Raw genomic sequence first — 25,653 nt, 5'->3', positions numbered from 1 at the left:
TCTCGGTGAGCGGGGCCCGTGCCGTGCGTACCGCACCGGGACGCATCCCGTGCGGGACTGCTCCGCGGGACTACTCGGCGGCGAGGACCGCCTCGGCGTCCAGCGTGACGCCGACGGCCTCGACCACGGCGGCGATCTTGAACGCCTCCTGGACCGTCTCGCGGTCCACACCGGCCTTGCGGAGCACCTGCTCGTGCGAGTCCAGGCACATGCCGCAGCCGTTGACGGCGGACACCGCGAAGGACCACAGCTCGAAGTCGACCTTGTCGACGCCCGGGTTGCCGATGACGTTCATCCGCAGACCGGCGCGCAGGGTGCCGTACTCGTGGTCCGACAGCAGGTGCCGGGTGCGGTAGAAGACGTTGTTCATCGCCATCACGGCGGCCGCCGACTTGGCGGCCTTGTACGCCTCGGGCGTGAGGTTGGCCTTCGCCTCCGGCTCCAGCTCGCGCAGCACGATGGGGGAGCGCGAGGCGATGGCGGTCGCCAGCACGGTGCCCCACAGCTGCTGCGCCGGGAGGCCGGAGTTGCCGATGACCGAACCCAGGTTGAGCTTCAGGTCCTTGGCGTAGTCCGGGACGGCGGACTTCAGGGAGTCGAGGGACATGTCAGATCACTCCCCCGAGAGCAGCGCGACCGGGTCCAGGGTCTCGTCGCCCTTGCTCCAGTTGCACGGGCAGAGCTCGTCGGTCTGCAGGGCGTCGAGGACCCGCAGGACCTCCTTGGGGTTACGGCCGACGGAGCCGGCGGTGACCATCGTGAACTGGATCTCGTTGTTCTGGTCCACGATGAAGACCGCGCGCTGCGCGAAGCCGTCCTCGCCCTCGATGCCGAGGTCACGCATGAGCTCGTGCTTCGAGTCGGCCAGCATCGGGAAGGGCAGGTCGGTCAGGTCCGGGTGGTCCTTGCGCCAGGCGTGGTGCACGAACTCGGAGTCGCCGGAGAAGCCGAGGATCTGGGCGTCACGGTCGGCGAACTCGTCGTTCAGCTTGCCGAAGGCGGCGATCTCGGTCGGGCACACGAAGGTGAAGTCCTTGGGCCAGGCGAAGACGACCTTCCACTGACCCTCGTAGGTCTTGTGGTTGATCTGCTGGAACTCCTTGCCCTTCTCCAGCGAGACACAGGCGGTCAGGTCGAACTCGGGGAACTTGTCACCGACAGTGAGCACGTGCTCTCCAAAAGCGCAGCGAAGAAACGCCCATTTTGCGAGCGTTTCCCATGGGTTGGACGTTAGTGATGTTGGCACAGGGTGCATTGATTAGTGAAATAGCTACACTCGGTCGAGTTGATCGGAGGTAGCTATTAGTGTCCAGTAAGAAGAGGCAGCCCAGCCTCGCTCAGCTGCGGGCTTTCGAAGCGGTCGCCGAGCACCTGCATTTCCGCGACGCCGCCGCCGCGATCGGCATGAGCCAGCCGGCGCTCTCGGGCGCCGTTTCCGCCCTGGAGGAGGCACTGGGTGTCACCCTCCTGGAGCGTACGACGCGCAAGGTGCTGCTCTCCCCGGCCGGTGAACGGCTCGCGGTACGGGCCAAGGCGGTGCTGGCGGAGGTCGGCGCGCTCATCGAGGAGGCGGAGGCGGTGCGGGCACCCTTCACCGGCGCGCTGCGGCTCGGCGTCATCCCGACCGTGGCGCCGTACCTGCTGCCGACGGTGCTGCGCCTCGTCCACGAGCGCTACCCCGACCTCGACCTCCAGGTCCACGAGGAGCAGACGGCGAGTCTCCTGGAGGGCCTGACGACCGGGCGGCTCGACCTGCTGCTGCTCGCGGTGCCCCTCGGTGTCCCCGGCGTCGCCGAACTCCCGCTCTTCGACGAGGACTTCGTCCTGGTCACGCCGCTCGACCACCGGCTCGGCGGCCGGGAGGGCCTGGAGCGCTCGGTGCTGCGCGAGTTGAAGCTGCTGCTGCTCGACGAGGGGCACTGCCTGCGCGACCAGGCGCTCGACATCTGCCGGGAGGCGGGCCGCGCGGGCGTCCCGGCGACGACCACGGCCGCCGGCCTGTCGACGCTGGTGCAGCTGGTGGCGGGCGGCCTCGGGGTGACGCTGCTGCCGCGCACCGCCGTCCGGGTGGAGACCTCCCGCTCCAGCCGGCTCCTCACCGCGTCCTTCAGCGACCCGGCCCCCACCCGCCGTATCGCCCTCGCCATGCGCACCGGCGCGGCCCGCTCGGCGGAGTACGGCGAACTGGCCGCGGCCCTGCGCGAGGCGATGGCGGACCTGCCGGTGCGGACGGTGCACGACTGAGGGACCCCAGCCGTGCACCTGCGGGGCCTACTCCGTGCGCAGCCCCTCCGGCCGCATCAGCCGCAGCAGCGGCGGCAGACTGCACAGCGTCACCACCAGGACCACCGCGGCGCCGATGCCGGTCATGGCCAGGACGCCGGTCCAGTCGACGCCGACCGGGGTGCTAGTCATCTTCAGCAGCACCGTGCCCAGGGTCAGACCCACCACCGTGGCGAGCAGCAGACCGAGCACGATGGGAATCGCCGTCTGCCAGAGCACCGAGAGGCTGAGCGTGCGGCGCCGGGTGCCGAAGGCGACCAGGGCCGACAGCAGCTTCTTGCGCTCGCGCAGCTGCTCCAGCTGCGAGACCAGCAGACTGGCGCCGATCAGCGCCAGCACACACGCCGCCCCCACGAACAGGCCGGTGCGGATGGCGTCGAACCGGTCGGTCCGCTCGGTCGCCGCCCAGGTCACGGTGTCCGCCAGGGGATCGACGGCCGCCGAGGTGTTCCGCACGAGGTCCTGCACGTCCGACACCGACTCGTCCACCTTGAGGTAGGCGTGCCCGTCCAGCGTCGGCCCGAGCGCGTCCGGCAGCGCCCCCGGCGTGATCAGGAAGCCGCCCCGGTCGGTTCCGGCGACCAGCCCCGGACGCGCCTTCGCCGTCTTGATGCCCTGCGGCACCGTCCAGGGGACCGCCTCCCTGGTCGGGCCGCCCTCGTAGGTCGGGTCCGAATACAGCTTCCGGCCGGGTGCGGCCAGCTTCGACATGTCCTCCCCGGTGTCCCACTCGGCACCGTGAACGGCGAACACGTCCCCGTCCGTGCACGAGGGCAGCTCGGAGACCTCCCGCAGCGACGCGCAGTCGCCCACGGTGATCATCGTGCCGTGCTCCGGGTCCCGGGCGCGGTCGCCCAGGTAGCCCTCGGAGAAGGCGTAGACCGCCTGCACGCCCTTGGTGTCGCGGAACTTCTCGGCCGCCGGGGCCATCGGGACCCCGCTCGACAGCTGTGCCTCCATCTGCGCCCGCGACACGTCCTGCCCGGTGGACTTGGTGTAGTCGTCGTCCACACCGGCGAACAGCATTTGCAGCGCGATCGCCCCGGCGACGGCCACCGCGATGCCGTTGACCATCCGGGCCGCCGTCCCGCTGCTCAGCTGCAGCCTGCGCACGGCCAGCTGCCAGGCCACGCCGCCGGAGCCGAGCCTGGCGACGACGCTCTCCACGATCCACGGCAGGAGCGCGGTCACGCCGACCAGGAGCAGGACGACGCCGCCGGTCACCAGGTACTGGTTGAAGTCGCCGTTCTCCCGGCCCTTGCCGATCATTGGGTAGAGCATCGCCAGTCCGGCCAGCGGCAGCAGCAGCCGCCACCACAGCCGGCGCCGGGCCGGACGGCCCGCGCGCACCACGCCGAGCGGTTCGATGACGACCCCGCGCAGCGCGAACAGCGTCACCAGCACCGCCGCCGCGGGCACCGCCACCGCGACCAGCAGGGCCAGCAGCGGCGAGGGGTTGAGATAGCTGGGGAACACGCTGATGCGGAACACCTCGGCACTGCCCGCGAGCTGCCGTCCGACCATGAAGAACCCGGCACCGAAGACCAGCCCGAGCGCCGCGCCGGCCATCGCCTCACCGGCGGCGATGCGCCGGGTCATGCGGCTGTCGGAGCCGACCAGACGCAGCGCCGCGAGCCGCCGGTCCCGCCGCTCTCCGCCGAACCGCACGGCGGCGGCGATGAACACCGCGACCGGCATCAGCAGCACCACGAAGACGACGAGGATCAGCAGGATCAGCACCGGGTCGGACCGCTCCTCCCCGGGATCCGGGTCGCCGAACCGGTCGATGCGCTCGATCCGGCCCGGGGTGATCTGCTCCGCCAGCCCCTCCGCGCCGCGGTAGTAGGCGAGTTCGGCCGAGCCGATCAGCCCGTCCTCCGCGATCGTGCCGACGATCCGGTCCGGCAGCCGCTCGCGCAGCAGCGCGCCGGAGTCCGACTCCAGCAGCTCCTTCAGCGCGGGGGAGACCACCATCTCGCCCACCGCCGGGAACTTCTCCACCCCCGGCGGCAGCGGTGCCCGCGGCCCCTCGGGCTCCAGGGCCCGGCCCCGGACGTCGTCGTCGCGGAAGTAGTCGTCGACCCTGGCGAGCACGAGTGTGTCGTTCGCCTTCGGCATCGGGTCGGAGGCGAAGGTGATGTCGGAGCGTGCTGCCTCCCGTTCGTGCCGCACGCTGAGGGCGTTCGGGATCGCCGTCGTCAGCAGCAGCAGCGCCACGCCGAGACCGACGCCGACGGCCGTCAGCACGGCCCGGGTCCAGCCCTCGCGGCCGCCGGTGAAGGCGAAGCGGACGCCCAGCATCAGGTCGGCGGCCCACTGGCGCACGTTCATACGACCCGCTCCATGTCCCGGGACTTGCCGTCGCGTACGACGATCTCGCGGTCGGAGTAGGCGGCCACCCGTGCCTCGTGCGTGACCAGCACGACCGCGGCGTTGGTGGAGCGGGCGGCGTCCGTGAGCAGCTCCATCACGCGCTCCCCGTTGAGGGAGTCCAGCGCGCCGGTCGGCTCGTCCGCGAAGAGCACCCGCGGGTTGGTGACCAGCGAGCGGGCCACCGCGACCCGCTGCCCCTGGCCGCCGGAGACCTCGCCGGGCCGCTTCTTTTTGAGGTCGTCGACCTCCAGCCGCTCCATCCAGCTCAGCGCGGCCCGCTCGGCCTCCTTGCGGGAGGTGCCGTTCAGGCGCAGCGGAAGGGCGACGTTCTCGACACAGGTCAGCTCCGGCACCAGCTGGCCGAACTGGAACACGAACCCGAAGTCGGAGCGGCGCAGCGCACTGCGCTGGGCGTCGGACATCGCGGACAGCTCGCGCCCGTTGTACGTGATCGTCCCCGAGTCGGGCGGCACGATGCCGGCGAGGCAGTGCAGCAGCGTCGACTTGCCGGACCCGGAGGGGCCCATGACGGCGACGACCTCGCCGGGGTGGATGGAGAACTCGGCGCCGTCGAGGGCGAGGGTGGGGCCGTAGGCCTTGCGGAGCTGGTCCGCCGAGAGGAGGGAGCCTGCGGGGGGAGTCATCGGGTTACCGCCTCACGGAGCTTGTCGAGGCGCGCGGCGGTCAGTTCCAGCCAGCGCAGGTCGGCCTCGAGGTGGAAGAGGGCGTGGTCGCAGATCAGCTGGTCCGCGAGATCGCCCTTGCGCTTGCGGTCGGTGAGGATGCGCATGCTGCGCAGGTGCTCCGAACGCTGGGTGTCGAGGATGTCGGCGGCGTCGCGGTGGGTGAGCAGCGCGAGGACGACCTTGGTGTACAGCGTCGACTGGAGGTACGGCTCGGGCTTCTCCGGGGTGGCGAGCCACCGCTGTACGTCGGTGATCCCCTCGTCGGTGATCGCGTACCGCTTGCGCTCGGGACCGCCGCCCGCCTCGATGCCGTCGACCACGACGAGGCCGTTCTTGAGCAGGCGGGACATCGTCGAATAGACCTGGCCGTAGTGCAGCGGCCGGTCGTGACCGAACTTCTCGTCGAAGGCGCGCTTGAGGTCGTAACCGTGGCGCGGCCCGGACTCCAGGAGCCCCAGGAGGGTGTGACCGATGGACATGCGGAGCACTCTACACACGGTGTATACGCACCATGTATACGCACAGTGCAGAGATCGTGGCGGCGGGTGCGGTCCGGGATCGGCCAGGGTGCGGCGCCGCAGGTGGGGGCCGATTGTCACGGTTCCGCTACGACGGAGGCCGCGCCTTGGCCCGGTGGCGTAGGCGCGGCGGGTGAAGGTCGCTCACGGGGGTGGCGCGGCCCCCGGACCGCCGCCCCTGGGCGGGCGGCCGCGGCGCGGTATCGGTCCGGTGCCGCCGGGCAGCCGGCCGGCCTCGGCCAGCGCCCTGCGGAGCAGGAACTCGATCTGGGCGTTGGCCGAGCGCAGCTCGTCGCCCGCCCAGCGGGCCAGCGCCTCGTAGACCTGTGGGTCCAGGCGCAGCAGCACCTGCTTGCGCTGCTGCGGCCGACGCTTCGGGGCCGGGCCCTCGGACGGCGCGGAACCCTGCGCGGAATCCTGCGCGGAATCCTCGGGCGCGGAACCCTCGGGCGGGTTCGTCACTGGTAGAGCGTCCCCGTGTTCAGGACCGGCTGGGCGGCGCGGTCCCCGCAGAGCACGACCATCAGGTTGGACACCATCGCCGCCTTGCGCTCGTCGTCCAGTTCCACGATGTCCTGCTCGCTGATCCGGGCGAGCGCGGCCTCGACCATGCCGACCGCGCCGTCCACGATCTGCCGCCGCGCGGCGACCACCGCACCGGCCTGCTGCCGCTGGAGCATCGCCGAGGCGATCTCCGGCGCGTACGCGAGGTGCGTGAAGCGGGACTCGATGATCTGTACGCCGGCCGCCTCCACGCGCGCGTGCAGTTCGACGGCGAGCTTCTCGGTGATCTCCTCGGCGTTGCCGCGCAGCGAGAGGCCGTCCTCGTCGTGGGCGTCGTAGGGGTACTCGATGGCGATGTGCCGCACGGCCGCCTCGGTCTGGGTGGAGACGAACTCGACGTAGTCGTCCACCTCGAAGGTGGCCTGCGCGGTGTCCTCCACCCGCCACACCACGACCGCCGCCAGCTCGATCGGGTTGCCGTAGGCGTCGTTGACCTTCAGGACCGCCGTCTCGTGGTTGCGCACCCGCGTCGAGATCTTGGTGCGGGAGGTGAAGGGGTTGACCCAGCGCAGGCCGTCCTGGCGGATGGTGCCCCGGTACCGCCCGAAGAGCTGCACCACGCGGGCCTCGCCCGGCGCCACCATGTTCAGGCCGCACATCGCGAGGAAGGCGGCCAGGGCGATCAGGATGCCGCCGATGATCAGCACGGCCTTGCCGCCGGTCGAGCCGACCGCCGTGGCGCCCGCGATCAGACCGGCGCCGACCAGCAGCCCGACCAGACCGAGCAGCAGCGCGAAACCGCCGCCGATGCTGTGCGCCTGGTTCTCGCGCACCCGCGGCGCCGGCATCTCGGGCACATCCGCGGTGACCTGTGGGGCATCGTGCGTGGACATGGGTGGTCCCCCGTTCTCTCTTTGCTTACTAACTGATATCACTTTACTCGCAAATGACAACCCTGCACCCCTCTCGTACGTCGGTTCCTGTGGAACGGGTGCTGATTCTCACGTCCGTACAAGGCTGGATCGGTTGCCGTTTGTCACATCTCCCGGTGTTAGCTTTCTGAGCTGACCTGAGCGACGAACCTGTGTGACGCGTGAGCGAGGCGTGCCCACAGATGACCGAAGCGGAGCGGATCGGACCCATGGGACGAGCGGAAGAGAGAAAAGCGCGACAGCGCGGTGGACGCCGCGCGGCGCCGAAACGCCGCCGTTCGTCGGGTGCGGGCGGTGCCGCGGGCAGTGCCTCGGGCGGAAAGAGCCGGATACGCCGGCTGTTCACCTGGAAGAAGATCCTCGGCGCGTTCTTCGGCTTCTGCCTGCTCTGCATGGGCGCCTTCATCGTGCTGTACATGATGATCGACATCCCCGAGGGCAACCCCGAGGCCGAGCTGCAGAGCAACGTCTACAAGTACAGCGACGGCAGCGTCATGGCCCGCACCGGGGACCGCAACCGCGAGATCGTCGACCTCGCCAAGATCCCCAAGGACGTCCAGCAGACCTTCGTCGCCGCCGAGAACAAGACCTTCTACAACGACGCCGGCGTCGACCTCAAGGGCACCGCGCGCGGCGTGCTCAACACCCTCTCCGGCAAGGGCGCGCAGGGCGGTTCGACGATCACCCAGCAGTACGTCAAGAACTACTACCTGACCCAGGAACAGACGGTCTCGCGCAAGCTGAAGGAACTGGTCATCTCCCTCAAGCTGGACCGGGAGAAGTCCAAGGACTACATCCTCGCCGGCTACATCAACACCAGCTACTACGGCCGGGGCGCCTACGGCATCCAGGCCGCCGCCCAGGCCTACTACCGCGTCGACGCCGAGGACCTGACGGTCGAACAGGGCGCGTACCTCTCCGCGCTGCTCCAGGCGCCGAACCAGTACGACTGGGCGATCGCCAGCGAGACCGGCAAGAAGCTCGTCCAGCAGCGCTGGAACTACGTCCTGGACAACATGGTCGAGCAGAAGTGGCTGGGCGCGGGCGACCGCCAGGGCATGAAGTTCCCGGAGCCCAAGGAGCCCAAGGCCGCCGCGGGCAAGGAGGGCCAGGTCGGCTATCTGGTGGACGCGGCCGACTACGCGCTCAAGAAGCAGCTGGTCGCCCAGGGCGCTGCCGAGGACATGGAGCAGGCCAAGGCCCTGGTGGACCTCGGCGGCTACACCGTCACCCTCAACATCGACAAGAAGAAGCAGGCCGCGCTGGAGGATGCGGTCAAGAAGCAGCTCACCAGCAAGCTGGACCCCGACAAGCGCAAGGTCGACGCCGACGTCCAGGCCGGAGCCGTCTCCGTCGACCCGAAGACGGGCTCCGTGGTGGCGATGTACGGCGGCGTGAACTACCTGAAGCACTACACCAACAACGCCACCCGCGACGACTACCAGCCCGCCTCCACCTTCAAGCCGGTCATCCTCGCCGCCGCCGTGGACCACGACGCCGAGACCCAGGACGGCGTGCCGATCACGGCCAACACCCTCTACGACGGCGACAGCGAGCGCCCCGTGATGGACGGCGACAACGAGGTCGGCTTCGCACCGCCCAACGAGGACGACCGGGACTACGGCGAGATCGACGTCCAGGAGGCGATGAACAAGTCCGTCAACTCCGTCTTCGCGCAGATGGGCATCGACGTCGGCATGCCCGAGGTGATGAAGGTCGCCGCCGACCTCGGCATGGACACCGAGGGCGAGCAGGCCGTGCCCGCGCAGACCCTGGGCAGTATGGGCGCCAGCCCGCTGGAGATGGCAGGCGTCTACGCCACCTTCGACAACCACGGCAAGAAGGTCACCCCGGCGATCGTGAAGTCGGTCGAGCACAAGGACCGCACGATCGAGATGCCCGACCCCATCGGCGAGGAGATCATCAGCCGGGAGGCCGCCGACACGGTGACCTCGGTGCTCACCGGCGTGGTCAACGACGGTACGGCCAAGACCTCCGTCCGGGAGAACCCGCTGCGCGACGGCCAGAAGGTGGCCGGCAAGACCGGTACGTCCGACAACAACAAGTCCGCCTGGTTCACCGGCTTCACCCCCGGCCTCGTCACCTCCGTCGGACTGTTCGGCGAGGACGACAAGCCGCCGCACAAGCAGGTCCCGATGTACGAGGCGGCCGGGGTCGACTACCGCGTCAACGGCGGTGGCCCGCCGGCGGAGATCTGGGCCGCGTACACCTTCGGCGTCATGGACGAGGTCACCGAGTTCGACCTGGAGACCAAGCAGGGCGCCGCGGTGCGGCCGAGCAAGTCGCCGACGGCTCCCGAGTCGCCGACCCAGTCGCCGACCCAGGAGGAGACGACCGAGGCGCCGCCGCCGTCCAACGACCCGACGACCGAGGCGCCGCCGTCCAACGAACCGACGACGGAGGAACCGCCGGAGTCGCCGACGCAGTCGCCGTCGAACAGCCCGTCCACCGAACCACCGCCGGACGGCGGCGGGTCCACCGAGCCGGGGGACCCGGAGTTCCCCGGCGGGGACTGGGGACAGTAGACCGTCGGCGGTCGCGGACACGCGCGAAGGGGCGCCCGGTGCTCACCGGGCGCCCCTTCGCGCGACGCCGCTCCCCAGCCGGTAACCGGCCGTGGTTCAGCCGCGGTTCAGCTCGAACCACACCACCTTGCCGGTGCTCAGCCGCGTCGCGCCCCAGCGCCGGGCCAGCCGGTTCACCAGGTACAGCCCGCGACCGCCCTCGTCGGTCGCCCGCGCCTGCCGCAGCCGGGGCAGCTGCGGCACGTCGTCGCCGACCTCGCAGCGCAGCACGTCCGTGCGCAGCAGCCGCAGGGTGACCGGCTTGGAGGCGTACCGCACCGCGTTGGTCACCACCTCGCTGACGAGCAGTTCCACGGCGTCCGTGAGGTCCTCCATGCCCCAGCGGGCGAGCGCCCGCCGGGCCAGGCGCCGGGCCTTGCCGGGGGCCGCGTCCTCGGGCTCCAGGAACCAGTACGCCACGTCGCTGGGCGCGATGCCGTCGAAGCGGGCGGCGAGCAGCGCGATGTCGTCGTCCCGGTCACCCGGGCCGAGCATGTCCAGCACCTCGTCGCACAGGGCTTCCAGGGGCGGCGGATGGTCCGGCCCGGTCAGCTGCGCGGTCGCCGCCAGGCGCTCCCGCAGCTGCTCTATGCCGGTCCACACGTCCCGCAGCCGGGACTCGACCAGCCCGTCGGTGTAGAGCAGCAGGGTGGCGCCGGCCGGGGCGTCCAGCTCCACGGCCTCGAAGTCCACGCCGCCCACCCCGATCGGGGCACCGGCCGGCACCCGCAGCACCTCGGCGTGACCGCCCAGGTGCAGCAGCACGGGCGGCGGGTGGCCGGCGTTGGCGACGGTGATCCGGTGCGAGACCGGGTCGTACACCGCGTACAGGCAGGTGGCCATCCGGTCGGTGCCCAGCCGCTGCGCCTGCTCGTCCAGGTGGTGCAGCACCTCCTGCGGCGGCAGGTCGAGCCCGGCCAGGGTCTGCGCCGTGGTCCGCAGCTGGCCCATGATGGCCGCCGACGTCATGGAGTGGCCCATCACGTCCCCGACGACCAGCGCGACCCGGCTGCCCGGCAGCGGGATGGCGTCGTACCAGTCGCCGCCCACCCGGGCGGTCTCGGCGGCCGGGAGGTAGCGGGAGGCCAGCCGTACGCCGGTGCAGCGCGGGAGGTTCTCCGGGAGCATCGTGCGCTGCAGCTCGTCGGCGATGTACGCCTCCCGCCCGTACAGCACCGCCTTGTCGATGCCCAGCGCGCTGTGCGTGGCGAGCTGGGCGGCCACCAGCAGGTCGTCGGCCTCGAAGGGGATGCGCTCCGGACCGCGCAGGAACAGCGCGGCGCCGATCACCCGGCGTCGGCCGCGCAGCGGCGCGAGGATCGCCCTGCGGCCGTCGGGCAGGGCGAAGTCGCGTTCCTCGCCCAGCAGTTCGGGCAGTGCGGCGCGGGCGGCCGGGGTGTCCGTGAAGACCGGGCGCACCCCGCGCAGCACCTCGGCCAGCGCGCTGCCCGGCCGTACCTCGCACAGCTCGGCGCCGACCGTCTCCAGCTCGGAGGGCTCCGGCTGGGCCGCGGGTGCGAAGCCGCCCTCGGTGTCCCGCTCGGCCGGTATGCGGTCGGTGCGCCGCAGCCGCAGCACCAGGGGGCCGGTGGGCCGCTCGTCGCCGACCGGCAGCGGCTCGCGCAGATAGACCAGGATGGCGTCCGCGAAGGTGGGCACGGTGGCCCGGCACAGCCCCATCACGATCTCGTCCAGGTCCATGCCCCGGGCGATCCGCCGGGTCGCGGCGCCCACGAAGCGCAGCCGGTCCCCGTCCCGCCGCATGGGCGTGGGCTGTCCGGGCGCGGTGGGCTGCCCGGTACGCCGGTCCGGCTCCGGCGGCGCGACACCCGGCGTCGCGCCGGACGGCTCACCGCCCGGCTGCGCGCCGTCCGGTTGCCCGCCGTCCGGCTGGGCGGGGACGCCGTCGGACCCGGGCCGCGGGCGGTGCGTGTCGGGCTCGGCCGCCTGCCCGGCGCCCGGCTGGGAGTGCTCGAAGGCCCCCGGGGAGTCCGCGCCCGCGGTGGGCGGCGTCTGCCCGGTGCGCCCCTGAGCCGGTAACGCGGACCCGGAGGTGCGCGGCGGCACGGGGGCAGGCAGGAGCGCCCCGCGGGGATCCGTGGGGTCGGCGCCCGTCGAGGGGCGGTCGAAGGAGGTCGGGTGCTCCGTCACGCGTGTCGAATCCATCCGTCCGGGACTGCGCGCGGCGCGTGCAGTTCGTCCCGCAGAAATCCCGATACCCGCAATCCGTGCCCAAGGAACGGGGTTCCCGCGTGGTCAGAGGCTGTTCCTGTGTCACCGGCGGGCCGTCCGCGGCCCGTCTGCGTGTTGCCCTCGTACCCCTCGCTCACGTCCTGCCGCCCCTCGGTGACGATCGGTCAAGCACAGCGCACGCTCCGCCGGTTGCCGCTGCCGCGCTCATTGCGGAGGACGATCCTACGTTTCTTGCCGGGGGGCACATCAAGGGTCTCATGAGGAGACGTGCGCGGGCGTGCGATCCCAGTCCCCCGGCAGCGACGGTACCGGCCACGCCGGATCGGGCCGCCAGTGCTCCCAGCCGTCGGCGAACGGTGACCCCCAGGCGCGGATCCCGGCCACCGCGGCCCGTCCCGCCCGGCGCACCCGCTCGGCCGACGCGGGGTCCATCAGGCCGTCCCGCAGGGCCTGCGCGAACTCGTCCTCGTCGCGCCAGTGCCAGGTGCGGTCCGGGTGGACGGAGATGTCCAGGAAATGGTCCTCGGAGTCGACCCCGCCCTCCCAACGGGTCAGCGGCCGTTCCAGGTTCACGTACCAGTTCTTGAACCGCCAGCCCGGGTCCCAGAACAGCCACACCGACCAGGCCTCGCCGGGCCGCGCCAGCTTCAGCACCCCCGTGCCGAACCACCGGTCGCGCTGCACGGCGCGCGGCTTGGTGTAGCGCGTGGCCAGTGGTTCCAGGTGCACGGGCGTGCCGTCGGCCAGGACCGGCTTCACACACTCGGTGCCGGGAGCCAGCCACACGGCGAGCAGGTCGGAGTCGTCCCGTACGACGGTGACGGGGCGCGCGATGTGGATGTGCGGGCCGCCGTTCTCCCGGTACCGCCACAGGATGTGGCTGCCGGGCGCCCAGCGTTCCACCGGGCCCGGCGGGCCCTCCGCTCCCGGCCCCGCCGTCGCGCTCACCGCTTCTCCGTCTGTCATGGAGAGATATTAGGTGCCATGGCCAATCGGCGCGCCGAAGATCGCGAGAGCGGGTGCCGGCGTACGCCCCCGTGATCGTCCGCACCCCTCACGGGCGGGTCATCCGCAGCACGTCCAGGGCCTCGTCCAGCTGCTCCTTCGTGAGGTCGCCGCGTTCCACGTACCCGCCCTCCAGCACCACCTGGCGGATCGTCTTCCGCTCGGCCAGCGCCTTCTTGGCGACCTTGGCGGCCTCCTCGTACCCGATGTACTTGTTGAGCGGCGTCACCACGGAGGGCGAGGACTCGGCGTACTCGCGGGCCCGCTCGGGATGCGCCACGATCCCGTCCACGGTGCGGTCGGCGAGCAGCCGGGAGACGTTGGCGAGCAGCCGCACCGACTCCAGCACGTTCTTGGCGATGACCGGCAGCATCACGTTCAGCTCGAAGTTGCCGGCCGCGCCCGCCGCGGCGACCGTCGCGTCGTTGCCCGTGACCTGGGCGGCGACCATGAGGACCGCCTCGGGGATCACCGGATTGACCTTGCCGGGCATGATGGACGACCCGGGCTGGAGGTCGGGCAGCGAGATCTCCGCGAGCCCGGTGCGCGGCCCGGACGCCATCCAGCGCAGGTCGTTGGCGATCTTCGTCAGTCCGACGCCGATGGTCCGCAGCTGCCCGCTGGTCTCGACGATGCCGTCCCGGGCGCCCTGCGCCTCGAAGTGGTCGCGCGCCTCGGTCAGCGGCAGCCCCGTCGCGCGGACCACCTCCTCGATGACGGCGGCGGAGAAGCCGGGCGGGGTGTTGATGCCGGTGCCGACCGCGGTGCCGCCCAGCGGCAGCTCGGCGAGCCGGGGGAGCGAGGCCCGAAGCCGCTCGATGCCGTACCGCACCTGGGCCGCGTAGCCGCCGAACTCCTGCCCCAGGGTGACGGGCGTGGCGTCCATGAGGTGCGTACGCCCGGACTTCACCACGTCGGCGAACTCCGCGGCCTTGCGCTCCAGGGCGCCGGCGAGATGGTCGAGGGCCGGGACCAGGTCCCGGGTGACGGCGGCGGTGGCGGCGATGTGGATCGAGGACGGGAAGACGTCGTTGGACGACTGGGAGGCGTTGACGTGGTCGTTGGGATGCACGTCGCGGCCGAGCCGTTCACTCGCCAGGGTGGCGACGACCTCGTTGGTGTTCATGTTGGACGAGGTCCCGGACCCGGTCTGGAACACGTCGACGGGGAAGTGCTCGTCCCACTTCCCCTCGGCCACCTCACCGGCCGCCTCCTGGATCGCTCGGGCGAGGTCCTCGTCGAGCACTCCCAGCTCGGCGTTGACCTTCGCCGCCGCGCCCTTGATCCGCGCGAGCGCCTCGATGTGCGCGCGCTCGATGCGCTGCCCGGAGACGGGGAAGTTCTCGACGGCGCGCTGCGTCTGGGCGCGCCACTTGGCGTCCGCGGGGACGCGGACCTCGCCCATGGAGTCGTGCTCGATGCGGTATTCGCTCATACCGGGTACAGCGTGCGGGGCGGCGCGGATGTTCCGGGGCCGGGCCGAACGGGTGCCGTCTCACGCGGTGGTCCGGCACCCGCCCGGCGGGTCAGCCTGCCAGTAGGCTCACGTCGTCCAGGACGAAGCCGGTCTGCAGGCTGCCGTCCTCGCTGCCGGTGAAGCTCAGGGCCACCTGCCGGCCGGCGTGGGCGCCGAGGTCGACCGTGCGCTGCACATAGCCGTCGCGGGCGTCCGCGTTGGACAGGGTGGCGAGCGTGGTGCCGTCGGCCTTCACCGTGAAGGTGTCGTACGCCGTCGCGCCCGACTCGTCGGTGTCGATGTGCAGCCAGTACGTCAGCCGGGTGCATCCGGCCGGCACGGTCACCGTCTGGCCGACCGACTCGGTGTGCGTGGAACCGTAACCGGCGAGCCACGCGAAGCGGGTCCCGGTGTGCGCCGACTGGCCCGAGTGGGCGCCGATGGTGCCGGTGTCCCCGGTCCACGGCGAGCTGCCGCTCTCGAAACCGCCGTTGGCGACGGGGTCGGTGTCGCAGCCGCCGCCGTCGCCGCCGGTGTCCACGGCGCGCTGCCAGATGGTGTACGCGATGCCGTCCGACGCGCGGTCCAGGCCGGTGGTGTTGATGTTGCCGAGGTCGTCGCACGACCGGTGGTAGCACGGGTCGTACGAGGACCCGGCGGTGCCGCCCCACTTGGCGGCCTGCGCGGAGGTCTTGCGGGCCCCGGCGCCCATCGCGTAGCCGGAGGTCGGGATGCCGTACTGCTCGAAGGAGTAGTCGTCGCTGCGCCCGGCACCCTCGGTGTTCTCCTCGGGCTGCAGGCCCAGCGAGTCCCAGTACGCCTTCATCGGCGCGGCGGCGGCCGAGGTGACGTGGTTGACGAAGTAGCCGCCGTTGGTGGAGGCGACCATGTCGAAGTTGTAGTACGCCGTGATGGCGGACCGCTGCGCCGAGGAGAGGGAGCGGACGTAGAAGTCGGAGCCGTTGAGGCCCTGTTCCTCGTCGGTCCACCAGGCGAAGCGGACCCGGCCCTTCATCGTGGGGTTCTGCTCCGCCAGGGTCAGGGCGTTCTCCAGGAGGGCCGCCGAGCCCGAGCCGTTGTCGTTCATTCCGGGGCCCGCCGAGACGCTGTCCAGGTGGGCGCCGAACATGTACACGTTGCCCGCGTCGCCGTGCGGCCACTCGGCGATCAGGTTGGGGCCGGCGCCGCTGCTGCAACCCGAGGTGCACGGCTGCTCGGTGACGGTGTAACCGGCCGCCTGCAGCTTGCCCTTCACGTAGGCGACGGAGTCGCGGTACCCCTGGCCGGTCGAGCGGCGGTTGCCGCCGTTGCGTCCGGCTATGGAGTGCAGCTCGGTCAGGTGCGCCGTCACCTTCGTCACGTCGACGTCGGGCGACTGGGCGGTGGGCGCGGAGTCCGCGGCGACGGCGGGGAGTGTGCCGAGGCCGAGCACGACGGCGAGGGACAGGCTCGCCACGGCGAATCTTCGTTTCACCTTGGTCCTCCAGAAGTGGCTGAGGGGTGGCCACGCACGGCATGCACGCATGGCGTGTACATGTCGGAGCGGCGAAAGACTCACAGTGGAAGCCGGGACAGTCAACGGAACGGACGTCCGGGAGGGCAGGTTGTCCGAAAGAAGAACCGTCCGTTCGATATCCGGACGGCGGGGAGACGGGAAAGGCCGGTCCGGACGTAGCCGGACCGGCCTGCTGCCGAGGGGACGAGGGGACGAGGGGACGAGGGGACGAGGGTTACGCCAGTCCCGGCCCGCGTACCGGAATCGTCGTGAACGTCGGCGCGGGCGCCGGGTCCTGGAAGAAGTCGTTGCCCTTGTCGTCCACCACGATGAACGCTGGGAAGTCCTCGACCTCGATCTTCCAGACCGCCTCCATGCCGAGCTCCTCGTACTCGACGACCTCGACCTTCTTGATGCAGTCCTGGGCGAGCCGCGCCGCCGGACCGCCGATCGAGCCCAGGTAGAAGCCGCCGTGCGCGTCGCACGCGTCGGTGACCTGCTTGCTCCGGTTGCCCTTGGCCAGCATCACCTTCGAGCCGCCCGCCGCCTGGAACTGCTCCACGTAGGAGTCCATGCGCCCGGCGGTGGTCGGACCGAAGGACCCGGAGGCGTACCCCTCCGGCGTCTTGGCCGGACCCGCGTAGTACACCGGGTGGTCCTTCAGGTACTGCGGCATCTCCTCGCCCGCGTCCAGCCGCTCCTTGATCTTGGCGTGCGCGATGTCGCGGGCCACGACCAGCGGACCGGTCAGCGACAGCCGGGTCTTGACCGGGTGCCTGGTCAGCTCGGCGAGGATGGCGTCCATGGGCTGGTTGAGGTCGACCTTGACGACGTCCCCGTCGGCTTCGAGATGCTCGTCCGTCGTCTCCGGCAGGAAGCGGGCCGGGTCGGTCTCCAGCTGCTCCAGGAAGACGCCCTCCGCGGTGATCTTCGCGACGGCCTGCCGGTCGGCCGAGCAGGACACCGCGATGGCGACCGGGCAGGACGCCCCGTGCCGGGGCAGCCGCACCACGCGCACGTCGTGGCAGAAGTACTTGCCGCCGAACTGCGCGCCGATGCCGATCTTCTGCGTCAGCTCGAAGACCTTCTCCTCCAGCTCCTGGTCCCGGAAGCCGTGCCCGAGCGCCGAGCCCTCGGCCGGGATCTCGTCCAGGTAGTGCGCGGAGGCGTACTTGGCGGTCTTCAGCGCGTACTCGGCCGACGTGCCGCCGACCACGATCGCCAGGTGGTACGGCGGGCAGGCGGCCGTGCCCAGCGAGCGGATCTTCTCCTCCAGGAACTTCATCATGGAGGACTCGTTCAGGACGGCCTTCGTCTCCTGGTAGAGGAAGGACTTGTTGGCCGAGCCGCCACCCTTCGCCATGAACAGGAACTTGTAGGCGCCGCCGTCGGTCGCGTACAGCTCGATCTGGGCGGGGAGGTTGGAGCCGGTGTTCTTCTCCTCCCACATGGTGAGCGGCGCCATCTGTGAATAGCGCAGGTTCAGGTTCTTGTAGGCGTCGTAGATGCCCCGGCTCAGGGCCTCCTCGTCGCCGCCCGCCGTGAGCACGTTCTGGCCGCGCTTGCCCATGACGATCGCCGTGCCGGTGTCCTGGCACATCGGCAGCACGCCCGCCGCCGCGATGTTCGCGTTCTTCAGCAGGTCCAGGGCGACGAACTTGTCGTTGCCGGACGCCTCCGGGTCGTCGATGATGCGGCGCAGCTGCGCCAGGTGCGCCGGGCGCAGGTAGTGCTGGATGTCGTGGATGGCCTCCTCGGCCAGCTTGCGCAGCGCCTCCGGCTCCACCTTGAGGAAGGTCCGCCCGTCGGCCTCGAAGGTGGCGACACCCTCGGCGGTCACCAGCCGGTACGGAGTGGTGTCCTCGCCCTGGGGGAGCAGATCGGTGTACGCGAACTCAGGCATCTCGCCCATTCCTCACTCGACATCACGCGCGGCTGGATTCCTCAGCAACGACGGCTGGCCTCCATTGGCAGCGCCAACCAGCGTAAAACCTGCCCGCGACGCCGAGCGGGTGAGGTAAGACTCAGTTGGCGACCTCGGGTCCGCGACAAGGTTGTCCACAGGGGTAGTCGCGATCTATCGCGTTTCGGTACGCTACTGCCGTGGACCTTCAGAAGTACGCCCCCGAAGCCGCCCCGCGCACCGCCGAGCTGCGCGCCTCGGACGCCGACCGCGACCGCGTCGCCGACATGCTGCGCGAGGCCCTCGCCGAGGGACGGCTCACCGCCGACGAGCACGCCGAGCGCGTCGAGGGAGTGCTGGCCGCCAAGACCGTGGGCGAGCTGGACGTCTTCGTGCGGGACCTGCCCGCCGCCCACCGAGGCCGGGAGACCACCGCCCCGGCCCCCCACCGCCCCACCGCCGGCGCCATCCCGGCGGAGCCCGACGAGAACGTGGTGGCGGTCTTCAGCAGCGCCGTCCGCAAGGGCCGCTGGCGGGCGAACCGCCGCATCCACGCCTACGCGGTCTTCGGCAGCGTCGAGATCGACCTCAGCGAGGCGGTCTTCGAGTACCAGCAGGTCGTCATCAAGGCGTTCTCCGTCTTCGGCAGCGTCGAGGTGCGCGTCCCGGAGAACGTGTCGGTGCGCGGCGCGGGCGGCAGCGTGCTCGGCAGCTTCGAGGTCCACACCCTCGACTCCAGCGAGGCCGAGGCCCCCGTGATCTACATAGACGGCTGGGCCGTACTGGGCAGCGTGGAGGCCCGCCCCAAGCGCGGCAAGGTCGTCGCCGACATCCTCGACCGGGTGCACCGACGCGTCGAGAAGGGTTTGCGCAAGCACGTGTAGGACGGCACCGGCAGCGGTTGGGGACCCTGTGCATAGGCGCGCGTACAACGGGTAAGCCTTGACGCATCGTCTCTCGCTAGCGAAGCCGTCGTCAGGAGTAGACCCGTGCTGCAACCGCCGCATTCGTCCCTGCAGGTAGCTGCCGTTCCGGCCCAGCGGGGGCCCGTGCGGGACAGGGACCAAGACGCTCCCTGGCACACCGAGGCGGTGTGCCGGCGCGACGAGGCCGGACTGTTCTTCGCCCCCTCCAAGGAACCGACCGCCGCCCGGCTCTCCCGCGAAGAGGCCGCCAAGCGCGTCTGCGCGCGCTGTCCGGTCATGGTCGAGTGCCGCGAGCACGCCCTCCTGCAGCCCGAGCCCTACGGCGTCTGGGGCGGCCTCACCGCCGCCGAGCGCCGCGTGGTCCTGGCCCGACGCCGCCGCCGCGACGTGGAACTCAAGAACGCCGCCCGCACGACGGGCCGCATAGCCGCGGCCGGCTAGCACCCAGCCACGCGAAAGGGCACCCTCTCCGCACAGAGGGTGCCCTTTCAACGCCGGGGTCCGCAGCCGACCCGAAGGGGGCGCGGGGCTGTGTCCGATCTGCGGCTCAGCCGCGCGGGCGCGACCAGCCACGACGGCGCCGCAGCCGCCACACACCAGGCACCCCCGCTTCAGCAGGCGCCCCCCGACGACGGAGTCACTTCGCCCGGTCGAAGTCCACCGCGCTGTACGCCCGCAGCTTGCTCAGCCGGTGCTCGGAGTCGATCCGCCGCACCGTCCCCGACTTGGACCGCATCACGATCGAGTCGGTCGTCGCCGTCTCCGAGCGGTACCGCACCCCGCGCAGCAGCTCGCCGTCGGTGATGCCGGTCGCGACGAAGAAGACGTTGTCCCCGGAGACCAGGTCGTCGGTGGTCAGCACCCGGTCCAGGTCGTGCCCGGCGTCGACCGCGCGCTGCCGCTCCTCGTCGTCCTTGGGCCACAACTTGCCCTGGATGGTGCCGCCCAGGCACTTCACGGCGCAGGCCGAGATGATGCCCTCCGGCGTGCCGCCGATGCCGAGCAGCAGGTCGATGCCGGTGCCCTCGCGCAGGGCCAGGATCGAGCCGGCCACATCGCCGTCGGAGATCAGCTTGATCCGGGCGCCGGTCTCCCGGACCTCCTTGATGAGGCCCTGGTGCCGAGGCCGGTCGAGGATGACGACGGTGACGTCCTCGGGCGTGCGCCGCTTGGCCTTGGCGATCCGGCGGATGTTCACGGCGACGGGCGCGTTGATGTCGACGAAGTCGGCGGCCTCGGGGCCCGTGACCAGCTTGTCCATGTAGAAGACCGCGGACGGGTCGAACATCGAGCCGCGCTCGGCCGCGGCCAGCACCGCGATCGCGTTGGTCATGCCGTTGGCGGTCAGCGTGGTGCCGTCGATCGGGTCGACGGCGATGTCGACCTCGGCGCCGGTGCCGTCGCCGACCCGCTCCCCGTTGAAGAGCATCGGGGCCTCGTCCTTCTCGCCCTCGCCGATGACGACGACGCCGTTCATCGAGACGGTGTGGACGAGGGTCCGCATGGCGCGTACCGCGGCACCGTCGGCGCCGTTCTTGTCACCGCGCCCGACCCAGCGGCCCGCGGCCATCGCCGCGGCCTCGGTGACCCGCACGAGTTCCATGGCGAGGTTGCGGTCGGGGGCCTCCGAGGGGACGTCCAGCTCGGACGGGAGATGATGCTCGGTCATCGGAACGCACCTTTCTGATACGACGACGGCCGGATGAGGGTATGGCCACGACTCTATCGTCAGTCCGACAAAATGAGCAGGGGACCCCACGTATGAGCGGAGCGGGCACCTGCGACGATAGGGGGCGTGGCAGGTATGAAAGGCAAGCAGAAGTCGGCCCGGGACATGATTCTGTCCCTCGGGGTCATCGTCCTGGCGGCGGGCGTGATCTGGATCTTCATCCCGCACGACGACGGCGAACCGGACGTCAAGCGGGTCGACTACCGGGTCGAGCTGCTGACCGCGCAGCGCGCCGCGTCGTACCCGGTGGCGGCGCCCGAGGGGCTGTCCGAGGACTGGAAGCCGACCTCCGTCCGCTTCCGCGGTGACGACTCCGACGCCTGGCACCTGGGGTTCCGGGCCCCGGACGGCGAGTACGTGGCGGTCGAGCAGTCCACGAAGAAGCCGTCCACGTTCATCCACGACGCCAGCCAGGGCGGGCAGGCGACCGAGCGGACCGAGGAGATCGGCGGCCGGACCTGGACGCGGTACACGGGCGGCCGGTACGACGCGCTGGTGCTGGACGGCACCGGCGACATGAAGGGCGCGACGACGGTCGTGGCCGGCACCGGATCGTTCGAGCAGCTGGGCAAGATGGCGGCGGCCCTGAAGCTGGCCTGACCGGCCACCGGGCGCGCGGCCCGGTTCGGCCCGCACACCACGACGAAGCCCCCGGCGAGTTGCCGGGGGCTTCGTCGTGGTGTGCGGTGCCGCGCGACTCAGACCGTGGTGACGACCTGGTCGTAGGCCAGCCGCGGGGAGCGCGGGAACCAGGCGTCCGGACCCGGGCGGCCGATATTCACGACCATCAGCGGGGTGTGGTCGTCGTCCAGGAACTCCTTGCGCACGCCCTCGAAGTCGAGGCCGGTCATCGGTCCGGCGGCCAGACCCGCGGCGCGGACGCCGACGATGAAGTACGCGGCCTGGAGGGCGGCGTTCAGGGTGGCCGCGCCCTCGCGGACCGGACGCTCGCTGAAGAAGGCGTCCTTCGCGGCGGGGAAGTGCGGGAAGAGGTGCGGCAGCTCCTCGTGGAACTCGTTGTCCGCGGCCAGGATCGCGACCAGCGGGGCGGTGGCCGTCTTGGGCTGGTTGCCCTCGGCCATGTGGGCCACCAGGCGCTCGCGGGCCTCGGGGGAGCGGACCAGCGTGATGCGCAGCGGCGACTGGTTGAAGGCGGTCGGGCCGTACTTGACCAGGTCGTAGATCGCCTGCACCTGCTCGTCGGTCACCGGCTCGTCGGTGAAGGTGTTCGCCGTGCGGGCCTCGCGGAACAGCAGGTCCTGGGCGGCGGGGTCAAGAACGAGAGACATGCGTGATCTTTCTGCGGGGGTGCGTCGGCTCCGCGCGGTGTGGGGACCGGGGGCCGTTGACGCACACGACAGTACGCCAAAGAAGTTCAAGCTTCAACCAAAAGGGGATTGCGGTGATCCGCTTCACACCTCCGTCTGAGAGTGAGAGCCCTCCTGCTGCGCGGGCTGGGCCACTCGCTCGCCGCCGGCCCCACGTGCGCCGCCATCGCCCGGGGACAGTGACCGGCCGCTGTTCCGCCCCGGCGCATTGGCGGCTGAAGGTCGGGTGACGCGCATCACATGCGGTCGCCGATCATTTCCCGCACCGGCCGCGGTCCCAAGGGCACATCACCACTCGTGACCCGTACCCCGCACCTCGTCCACAGGGAGCGCATCGACATGACCGCCACCGTGAAGGGCCCGGCCTCGTACTTCCCGTCCATCGAGAAGAAGTACGGCCGCCCGGTCGCGGAGTGGAAGGACCTCATCCGGTCCTCGCCGCTCACCAAGCACATGGAACTCGTCGCCTGGCTCAAGACCGAGCACGGCCTCGGCCACGGGCACGCCAACGCCCTCGTCGCACACACCCTGGCCGAGGACCCGGCGAAGGCCGGTCCGGCCCAGGGGGCCTAGCCCGCCCCGCCGCCGTCCTCGTCGGAGGCTCCGTCCTCCGGGTCCGCCTCCTCGGCCAGCGCCGCGTCCAGGCGGGCCCGCGCGCCGTCCAGCCGACGGCGGCACACCTTCGCCAACTCCTCGCCCCGCTCCCACAGGGCGAGGGACTCCTCCAGCGTCGTACCGCCGGCCTCCAGCCGCCGGACGACCTCGATCAGCTCGTCCCGCGCCTGCTCGTACCCGAGCGCCTCGGACATCGCCGTCGGCTGCTCCACCTCGCTGGTCATCCACCCACCCTATGCGTCGACTCGTACGGAGAAATCGCCCTCGGACACCCGTGCCCGCAGCGTCTCGCCGGGCTCCACCTCGCCGGGGTCGCGGACCGCGTGGCCGTCGGCCCGCTGGAGCACCGCGTACCCGCGCTTGAGAGTGGCGGCGGGGGAGAGGGCCACCACGCGCGCGTGCGTGTGCGTCAGCTCGGAGTCGGCCCGGTCGAGATGGTGCCGCAGCGAACGGCGGCCCCGGTCGAGCAGCGCCGTCACCTGCTCGGCCCGCTCCTCGATCATCCGGTGCGGATCCTGTATCGACGGCCGGGCCAGCGCGTGGGCCAGCCCACGCTCCTCGCGGTCGACGAACGCCGCCACACACCGCCGGGCGCGGTCCCGCAGCAGCCGTACCCGCTCGTACTCCTCGCCGACGTCCGGCACGACCTTCTTCGCGGCGTCGGTCGGCGTGGAGGCGCGCAGGTCGGCCACCAGGTCGAGCAGCGGGCTGTCCGGCTCGTGGCCGATCGCCGAGACGACCGGCGTACGGCAGGCGGCGACCGCCCGCACCAGCTGCTCGTCGGAGAACGGCAGCAGGTCCTCCACGCTGCCGCCGCCCCGCGCGACGACGATCACGTCCACGTCGTCCCGCGCGTCCAGCTCCTTCACCGCCTGCACCACCTGCGGCACCGCGTGCACGCCCTGCACCGGGACGTTGCGCACCTCGAAGCGGACGGCGGGCCAGCGGTGCCGGGCGTTCTCCAGGACGTCCCGCTCGGCCGCGGACGCCCGCCCGCACACCAGTCCGATCAGCTGCGGCAGGAACGGCAGCGGCCGCTTCCGCTCCACCGCGAACAGCCCCTCGCGCGCGAGTGCCTTCTTCAGCTGCTCCAGCCGCGCCAGCAGCTCACCGACGCCCACCGGCTTGATCTCGGCGGCCCGCAGCGACAGCTGCCCCCGCGGCGCGTACCACTCCGGCTTCGCGTGCACGACCACTCGCGCGCCCTCGCCGACCACGTCCGCCACGGCGTCGAACACCTGCCGGTAGCAGGTCACGCTCACGGAGATGTCGTACGACGGGTCGCGCAGCGTCAGGAACACCACACCGGCGCCCGGCCGCCGCGACAACTGCGTGATCTGCCCCTCGACCCAGACCGCGCCGAGCCGGTCGATCCAGCCCCCGATCAGCCGGGACACCTCGCCCACGGGCAGCGGACTTTCGGGGGTCGAGTTGGCAGCCATGCGCCCGAGCGTAACGGCCGGGTCCGACAATCCGGCCCGCGCGTACGCCACCGTCGCCCACCCGCCGGGTCCACGCGCGCGGGAGCCGTGCCCGTCGCGCCCCCGTCATGCCTCCGCGGTCCCCCGTCATGCCTCCGCCGGGCCCCGTCGCGCCATCGCCGGGTCCGAGTCGCACCCCCACCGGGTCCGCGTCGCACCCCCGCTGAGCCGGTCACGCCCCCGCTGGGCCGGTCACGCCCCCGTCGGGTCCGCTTCCCGCCGTCCCCTCCACTGCGCCGCCAGCACCACCAGACCCACCGCCAGCCAGATCGCGCCGACCACCTGGGCCGTCCCCGACGCCTCCACGATCACCGCGATCGTGATCGCCGCGCCGAGCACCGGCACCAGCAGATGCCGCCACCAGCTCACCCGGCCCCCGCCGCGCCGCACCACGAACCAGCCCACCACGCTCGCGTGCAGCAGCGTGAACGCGGTCAGCGCGCCCACGTCGACCACCGAGACCAGGTGGTCGAGACCGTCGTCCCGGCGTGCCGCCCACACCGCCGCCGCCATGGTGATCACCGCCGACACCAGCAGCGCCACCCTCGGCACCCCGGCGTCCGTCCGCGACAGCACCCCCGGCAGCCGCCGGTCCCGGCCCATCGCGAACAGCAGCCGACCGGCCGCCGCCTGCCCGGCCAGCGCCGCGAACGCCGCGCCGATCGCCTTGCTCACCGCCACCAGGTCGTGCAGCCAGGTGCCCACCGACGCGTCCACGGCGTCGTAGAACGCCGCCCCCTGCCGCTCCGGCTCCGCCGCCAGCTGCGCCGACGACACCGGCTCCAGCAGCGCCACCAGGTACGTCTGCGCCACGAACAGCACGCCCGCCAGGGCGAGGCAGAACAGCAGCGCCCGCGCGACCTTCGCCGAACCGCCGGTGACCTCCTCGGCGAACGTGGCGATCGCGTCGAAGCCCAGGTACGACAGCACCGCCACCGACACCGCCCCGACCACCGCCGACAGCGCGAACGCCCCCTGCGTGCCGTCCCCCGACAGCGGCGACAGCCAGTCGCGCTCCGCCCCGTCCTGCGCCAGGACCACGATCGCCGTCGCCACGAAGACGATCAGTACGACGATCTCCATGGCGAGCACCAGGAAACCCACCCGGGCCGCCGTCCGCACCCCCCACAGGTTCAGCAGCGTCGTGACGACCACCGCGATCGCTGTCCACACCCACCGCGACACCTCGGGGACGAGCGCCTCCATCGCGATGCCGGAGAACAGGTACGCCACCGCCGGGATCAGGACGTAGTCCAGCATCGCCATCCACCCGGCGACGAACCCGGCCCCGTTGCCGAGCCCCGCGCGCGCGTAGGCGAACACCGACCCCGCCTGGGGGACCACCCGCACCATCTGCGCGTAGCTGAATGCGGTGAACGCCATCGCGACCGTGGCGACGAGGTAGACGAGGGCCACCGCACCGTGCGACTTGGCGTCCAGCGTGCCGAACACGCCGACCGGCGCCATCGGCGCGATGAACAGAAGCCCGTAGACCACCAGGTCCCGGAAGCCCAGACTGCGCCTGAGCTGGTGCTCACCACCGGCCCCAGGGGCCGTCGTATCCGCCTGCGACATCGTGCCTCCGCCAGTGCCTCGGTTCCCGCCCGGGTTTCCGCTTCGGGCCACGCCTCGGAACGTTCC

The 25,653-nt window shown here is 71.5% G+C and carries 23 protein-coding genes; 6 read left to right on the top strand and 17 right to left on the bottom strand.

All coding sequences use genetic code 11. From position 1 onward, the window contains the following. Window positions 1-70: 70 nt before the first annotated feature. Both ACH4D3_RS34715 and ACH4D3_RS34710 read right to left on the bottom strand, forming a co-directional pair. Window positions 71-607 carry an alkyl hydroperoxide reductase gene (locus tag ACH4D3_RS34715; protein ID WP_398330717.1) on the bottom strand — a complete coding sequence of 179 codons (537 nt, stop codon included), beginning with the start codon at window positions 605-607 and terminating at the stop codon, window positions 71-73. A 6-nt stretch (window positions 608-613) separates the two neighbouring features. Then, window positions 614-1,168: a peroxiredoxin gene (locus tag ACH4D3_RS34710; RefSeq protein WP_003973945.1), complete on the bottom strand. Its 555-nt coding sequence runs from the start codon at window positions 1,166-1,168 to the stop codon at window positions 614-616. A gap of 137 nt (window positions 1,169-1,305) precedes the next feature. Here ACH4D3_RS34710 and ACH4D3_RS34705 point away from each other — a divergent pair, with 137 nt between their 5' ends. Continuing rightward, window positions 1,306-2,244, top strand: coding sequence for a LysR substrate-binding domain-containing protein (locus ACH4D3_RS34705; protein WP_398330714.1), 939 nt, complete (start codon window positions 1,306-1,308; stop codon window positions 2,242-2,244). Between the two features lie 27 nt (window positions 2,245-2,271). On the opposite strand, the gene ACH4D3_RS34700 is transcribed toward ACH4D3_RS34705, so the two are convergent. The 5 genes from ACH4D3_RS34700 to ACH4D3_RS34680 form a co-directional block, all read right to left on the bottom strand. Then, window positions 2,272-4,614 carry an ABC transporter permease gene (locus ACH4D3_RS34700; RefSeq protein ID WP_398330711.1) on the bottom strand — a complete coding sequence of 781 codons (2,343 nt, stop codon included), beginning with the start codon at window positions 4,612-4,614 and terminating at the stop codon, window positions 2,272-2,274. Beyond that, entirely contained in the window at window positions 4,611-5,300 is a 690-nt protein-coding gene (locus ACH4D3_RS34695; protein ID WP_398330708.1) for an ABC transporter ATP-binding protein, read from the bottom strand. Before ACH4D3_RS34695 ends, ACH4D3_RS34700 begins: the two co-directional genes overlap by 4 nt. Then, window positions 5,297-5,821: a PadR family transcriptional regulator gene (locus ACH4D3_RS34690; RefSeq protein WP_003973941.1), complete on the bottom strand. Its 525-nt coding sequence runs from the start codon at window positions 5,819-5,821 to the stop codon at window positions 5,297-5,299. Before ACH4D3_RS34690 ends, ACH4D3_RS34695 begins: the two co-directional genes overlap by 4 nt. Before the next feature lie 183 nt (window positions 5,822-6,004). After that, on the bottom strand, window positions 6,005-6,373 hold the full coding sequence (locus tag ACH4D3_RS34685; protein WP_398331038.1) for a hypothetical protein: 369 nt from the start codon (window positions 6,371-6,373) through the stop codon (window positions 6,005-6,007). Beyond that, window positions 6,319-7,257: an SPFH domain-containing protein gene (locus tag ACH4D3_RS34680; RefSeq protein ID WP_398330705.1), complete on the bottom strand. Its 939-nt coding sequence runs from the start codon at window positions 7,255-7,257 to the stop codon at window positions 6,319-6,321. The genes ACH4D3_RS34685 and ACH4D3_RS34680 overlap by 55 nt, the downstream gene beginning before the upstream one ends. A gap of 248 nt (window positions 7,258-7,505) precedes the next feature. On the opposite strand from ACH4D3_RS34680, the gene ACH4D3_RS34675 reads away from it, so the two are divergent. After that, the gene (locus ACH4D3_RS34675; RefSeq protein ID WP_398330702.1) at window positions 7,506-9,842 is read left to right on the top strand and encodes a transglycosylase domain-containing protein; all 2,337 of its coding nucleotides are present in this window, start codon (window positions 7,506-7,508) and stop codon (window positions 9,840-9,842) included. A gap of 96 nt (window positions 9,843-9,938) precedes the next feature. On the opposite strand, the gene ACH4D3_RS34670 is transcribed toward ACH4D3_RS34675, so the two are convergent. The 5 genes from ACH4D3_RS34670 to ACH4D3_RS34650 all read right to left on the bottom strand — a co-directional run bounded on the left by ACH4D3_RS34670 (window position 9,939) and on the right by ACH4D3_RS34650 (window position 17,942). Continuing rightward, entirely contained in the window at window positions 9,939-12,047 is a 2,109-nt protein-coding gene (locus ACH4D3_RS34670; protein WP_398330699.1) for a SpoIIE family protein phosphatase, read from the bottom strand. A 282-nt stretch (window positions 12,048-12,329) separates the two neighbouring features. Beyond that, complete coding sequence (locus tag ACH4D3_RS34665) at window positions 12,330-13,040, bottom strand: DUF402 domain-containing protein (protein ID WP_398330696.1); 711 nt, start codon at window positions 13,038-13,040, stop codon at window positions 12,330-12,332. An 88-nt stretch (window positions 13,041-13,128) separates the two neighbouring features. After that, window positions 13,129-14,514 carry a class II fumarate hydratase gene (locus ACH4D3_RS34660; RefSeq protein WP_398330693.1) on the bottom strand — a complete coding sequence of 462 codons (1,386 nt, stop codon included), beginning with the start codon at window positions 14,512-14,514 and terminating at the stop codon, window positions 13,129-13,131. 91 nt (window positions 14,515-14,605) lie between these two features. Further along, entirely contained in the window at window positions 14,606-16,060 is a 1,455-nt protein-coding gene (locus ACH4D3_RS34655) for a M28 family peptidase (RefSeq protein ID WP_398330690.1), read from the bottom strand. Between the two features lie 205 nt (window positions 16,061-16,265). Then, a complete protein-coding gene (locus tag ACH4D3_RS34650; protein ID WP_398330687.1) occupies window positions 16,266-17,942 on the bottom strand; it encodes a fumarate hydratase in 1,677 nt (558 codons plus the stop codon). A 191-nt stretch (window positions 17,943-18,133) separates the two neighbouring features. Between ACH4D3_RS34650 and ACH4D3_RS34645 the strand changes: the two genes are divergently transcribed. Together ACH4D3_RS34645 and ACH4D3_RS34640 are read left to right on the top strand one after the other, a co-directional pair. Further along, window positions 18,134-18,817 (top strand): DUF1707 domain-containing protein, encoded by a 684-nt coding sequence (locus tag ACH4D3_RS34645; RefSeq protein ID WP_398330684.1) that lies wholly within the window; start codon window positions 18,134-18,136, stop codon window positions 18,815-18,817. A gap of 105 nt (window positions 18,818-18,922) precedes the next feature. Further along, complete coding sequence (locus ACH4D3_RS34640; protein WP_109033218.1) at window positions 18,923-19,300, top strand: WhiB family transcriptional regulator; 378 nt, start codon at window positions 18,923-18,925, stop codon at window positions 19,298-19,300. 196 nt (window positions 19,301-19,496) lie between these two features. Here ACH4D3_RS34640 and glpX read toward each other — a convergent pair whose 3' ends face one another. Continuing rightward, window positions 19,497-20,528, bottom strand: coding sequence for a class II fructose-bisphosphatase (gene glpX / locus ACH4D3_RS34635; protein WP_087807460.1), 1,032 nt, complete (start codon window positions 20,526-20,528; stop codon window positions 19,497-19,499). A 135-nt stretch (window positions 20,529-20,663) separates the two neighbouring features. Here glpX and ACH4D3_RS34630 point away from each other — a divergent pair, with 135 nt between their 5' ends. Continuing rightward, the gene (locus ACH4D3_RS34630; protein ID WP_398331035.1) at window positions 20,664-21,188 is read left to right on the top strand and encodes a DUF4245 domain-containing protein; all 525 of its coding nucleotides are present in this window, start codon (window positions 20,664-20,666) and stop codon (window positions 21,186-21,188) included. 98 nt (window positions 21,189-21,286) lie between these two features. On the opposite strand, the gene ACH4D3_RS34625 is transcribed toward ACH4D3_RS34630, so the two are convergent. Then, the gene (locus ACH4D3_RS34625; RefSeq protein ID WP_398330681.1) at window positions 21,287-21,877 is read right to left on the bottom strand and encodes a malonic semialdehyde reductase; all 591 of its coding nucleotides are present in this window, start codon (window positions 21,875-21,877) and stop codon (window positions 21,287-21,289) included. Window positions 21,878-22,255: 378 nt separating this feature from the next. On the opposite strand from ACH4D3_RS34625, the gene ACH4D3_RS34620 reads away from it, so the two are divergent. Then, a complete protein-coding gene (locus tag ACH4D3_RS34620) occupies window positions 22,256-22,489 on the top strand; it encodes a DUF4287 domain-containing protein (protein WP_398330678.1) in 234 nt (77 codons plus the stop codon). Here the strand turns inward: ACH4D3_RS34620 and ACH4D3_RS34615 are convergent. The 3 genes from ACH4D3_RS34615 to ACH4D3_RS34605 form a co-directional block, all read right to left on the bottom strand. Further along, window positions 22,486-22,755, bottom strand: coding sequence for an exodeoxyribonuclease VII small subunit (locus tag ACH4D3_RS34615; protein ID WP_398330675.1), 270 nt, complete (start codon window positions 22,753-22,755; stop codon window positions 22,486-22,488). The two genes, ACH4D3_RS34620 and ACH4D3_RS34615, sit on opposite strands and share 4 nt — an antisense overlap. 9 nt (window positions 22,756-22,764) lie before the next feature. Next, complete coding sequence (xseA, locus tag ACH4D3_RS34610; RefSeq protein WP_398330672.1) at window positions 22,765-23,973, bottom strand: exodeoxyribonuclease VII large subunit; 1,209 nt, start codon at window positions 23,971-23,973, stop codon at window positions 22,765-22,767. A 231-nt stretch (window positions 23,974-24,204) separates the two neighbouring features. Then, window positions 24,205-25,587 (bottom strand): APC family permease, encoded by a 1,383-nt coding sequence (locus tag ACH4D3_RS34605; RefSeq protein ID WP_398330669.1) that lies wholly within the window; start codon window positions 25,585-25,587, stop codon window positions 24,205-24,207. Window positions 25,588-25,653: the final 66 nt, after the last annotated feature.

It is taken from the genome of Streptomyces sp. NPDC018026, from assembly GCF_044327745.1.
In the GTDB taxonomy this organism is placed as follows: Bacteria; Actinomycetota; Actinomycetes; order Streptomycetales; family Streptomycetaceae; genus Streptomyces; species Streptomyces rubrogriseus.
The sequence above is the reverse complement of the archived record's forward strand: the minus strand, read 5'-3'. Positions and strand labels throughout refer to the sequence as shown.

What these genes read in the sequence shown, in the direction of transcription:
- ACH4D3_RS34715 (WP_398330717.1), bottom strand. Translation starts at nt 607, where the DNA reads ATGTCCCTCGACTCCCTGAAGTCCGCCGTCCCGGACTACGCCAAGGAC.
- ACH4D3_RS34700 (WP_398330711.1), bottom strand. Translation starts at nt 4,614, where the DNA reads ATGAACGTGCGCCAGTGGGCCGCCGACCTGATGCTGGGCGTCCGCTTC.
- ACH4D3_RS34695 (WP_398330708.1), bottom strand. Translation starts at nt 5,300, where the DNA reads ATGACTCCCCCCGCAGGCTCCCTCCTCTCGGCGGACCAGCTCCGCAAG.
- ACH4D3_RS34690 (WP_003973941.1), bottom strand. Translation starts at nt 5,821, where the DNA reads ATGTCCATCGGTCACACCCTCCTGGGGCTCCTGGAGTCCGGGCCGCGC.
- ACH4D3_RS34680 (WP_398330705.1), bottom strand. Translation starts at nt 7,257, where the DNA reads ATGTCCACGCACGATGCCCCACAGGTCACCGCGGATGTGCCCGAGATG.
- ACH4D3_RS34675 (WP_398330702.1), top strand. Translation starts at nt 7,506, where the DNA reads ATGGGACGAGCGGAAGAGAGAAAAGCGCGACAGCGCGGTGGACGCCGC.
- ACH4D3_RS34670 (WP_398330699.1), bottom strand. Translation starts at nt 12,047, where the DNA reads ATGGATTCGACACGCGTGACGGAGCACCCGACCTCCTTCGACCGCCCC.
- ACH4D3_RS34665 (WP_398330696.1), bottom strand. Translation starts at nt 13,040, where the DNA reads ATGACAGACGGAGAAGCGGTGAGCGCGACGGCGGGGCCGGGAGCGGAG.
- ACH4D3_RS34660 (WP_398330693.1), bottom strand. Translation starts at nt 14,514, where the DNA reads ATGAGCGAATACCGCATCGAGCACGACTCCATGGGCGAGGTCCGCGTC.
- ACH4D3_RS34655 (WP_398330690.1), bottom strand. Translation starts at nt 16,060, where the DNA reads ATGCGTGCATGCCGTGCGTGGCCACCCCTCAGCCACTTCTGGAGGACC.
- ACH4D3_RS34650 (WP_398330687.1), bottom strand. Translation starts at nt 17,942, where the DNA reads ATGGGCGAGATGCCTGAGTTCGCGTACACCGATCTGCTCCCCCAGGGC.
- glpX (WP_087807460.1), bottom strand. Translation starts at nt 20,528, where the DNA reads ATGACCGAGCATCATCTCCCGTCCGAGCTGGACGTCCCCTCGGAGGCC.
- ACH4D3_RS34630 (WP_398331035.1), top strand. Translation starts at nt 20,664, where the DNA reads ATGAAAGGCAAGCAGAAGTCGGCCCGGGACATGATTCTGTCCCTCGGG.
- ACH4D3_RS34625 (WP_398330681.1), bottom strand. Translation starts at nt 21,877, where the DNA reads ATGTCTCTCGTTCTTGACCCCGCCGCCCAGGACCTGCTGTTCCGCGAG.
- ACH4D3_RS34620 (WP_398330678.1), top strand. Translation starts at nt 22,256, where the DNA reads ATGACCGCCACCGTGAAGGGCCCGGCCTCGTACTTCCCGTCCATCGAG.
- ACH4D3_RS34615 (WP_398330675.1), bottom strand. Translation starts at nt 22,755, where the DNA reads ATGACCAGCGAGGTGGAGCAGCCGACGGCGATGTCCGAGGCGCTCGGG.
- xseA (WP_398330672.1), bottom strand. Translation starts at nt 23,973, where the DNA reads ATGGCTGCCAACTCGACCCCCGAAAGTCCGCTGCCCGTGGGCGAGGTG.
- ACH4D3_RS34605 (WP_398330669.1), bottom strand. Translation starts at nt 25,587, where the DNA reads ATGTCGCAGGCGGATACGACGGCCCCTGGGGCCGGTGGTGAGCACCAG.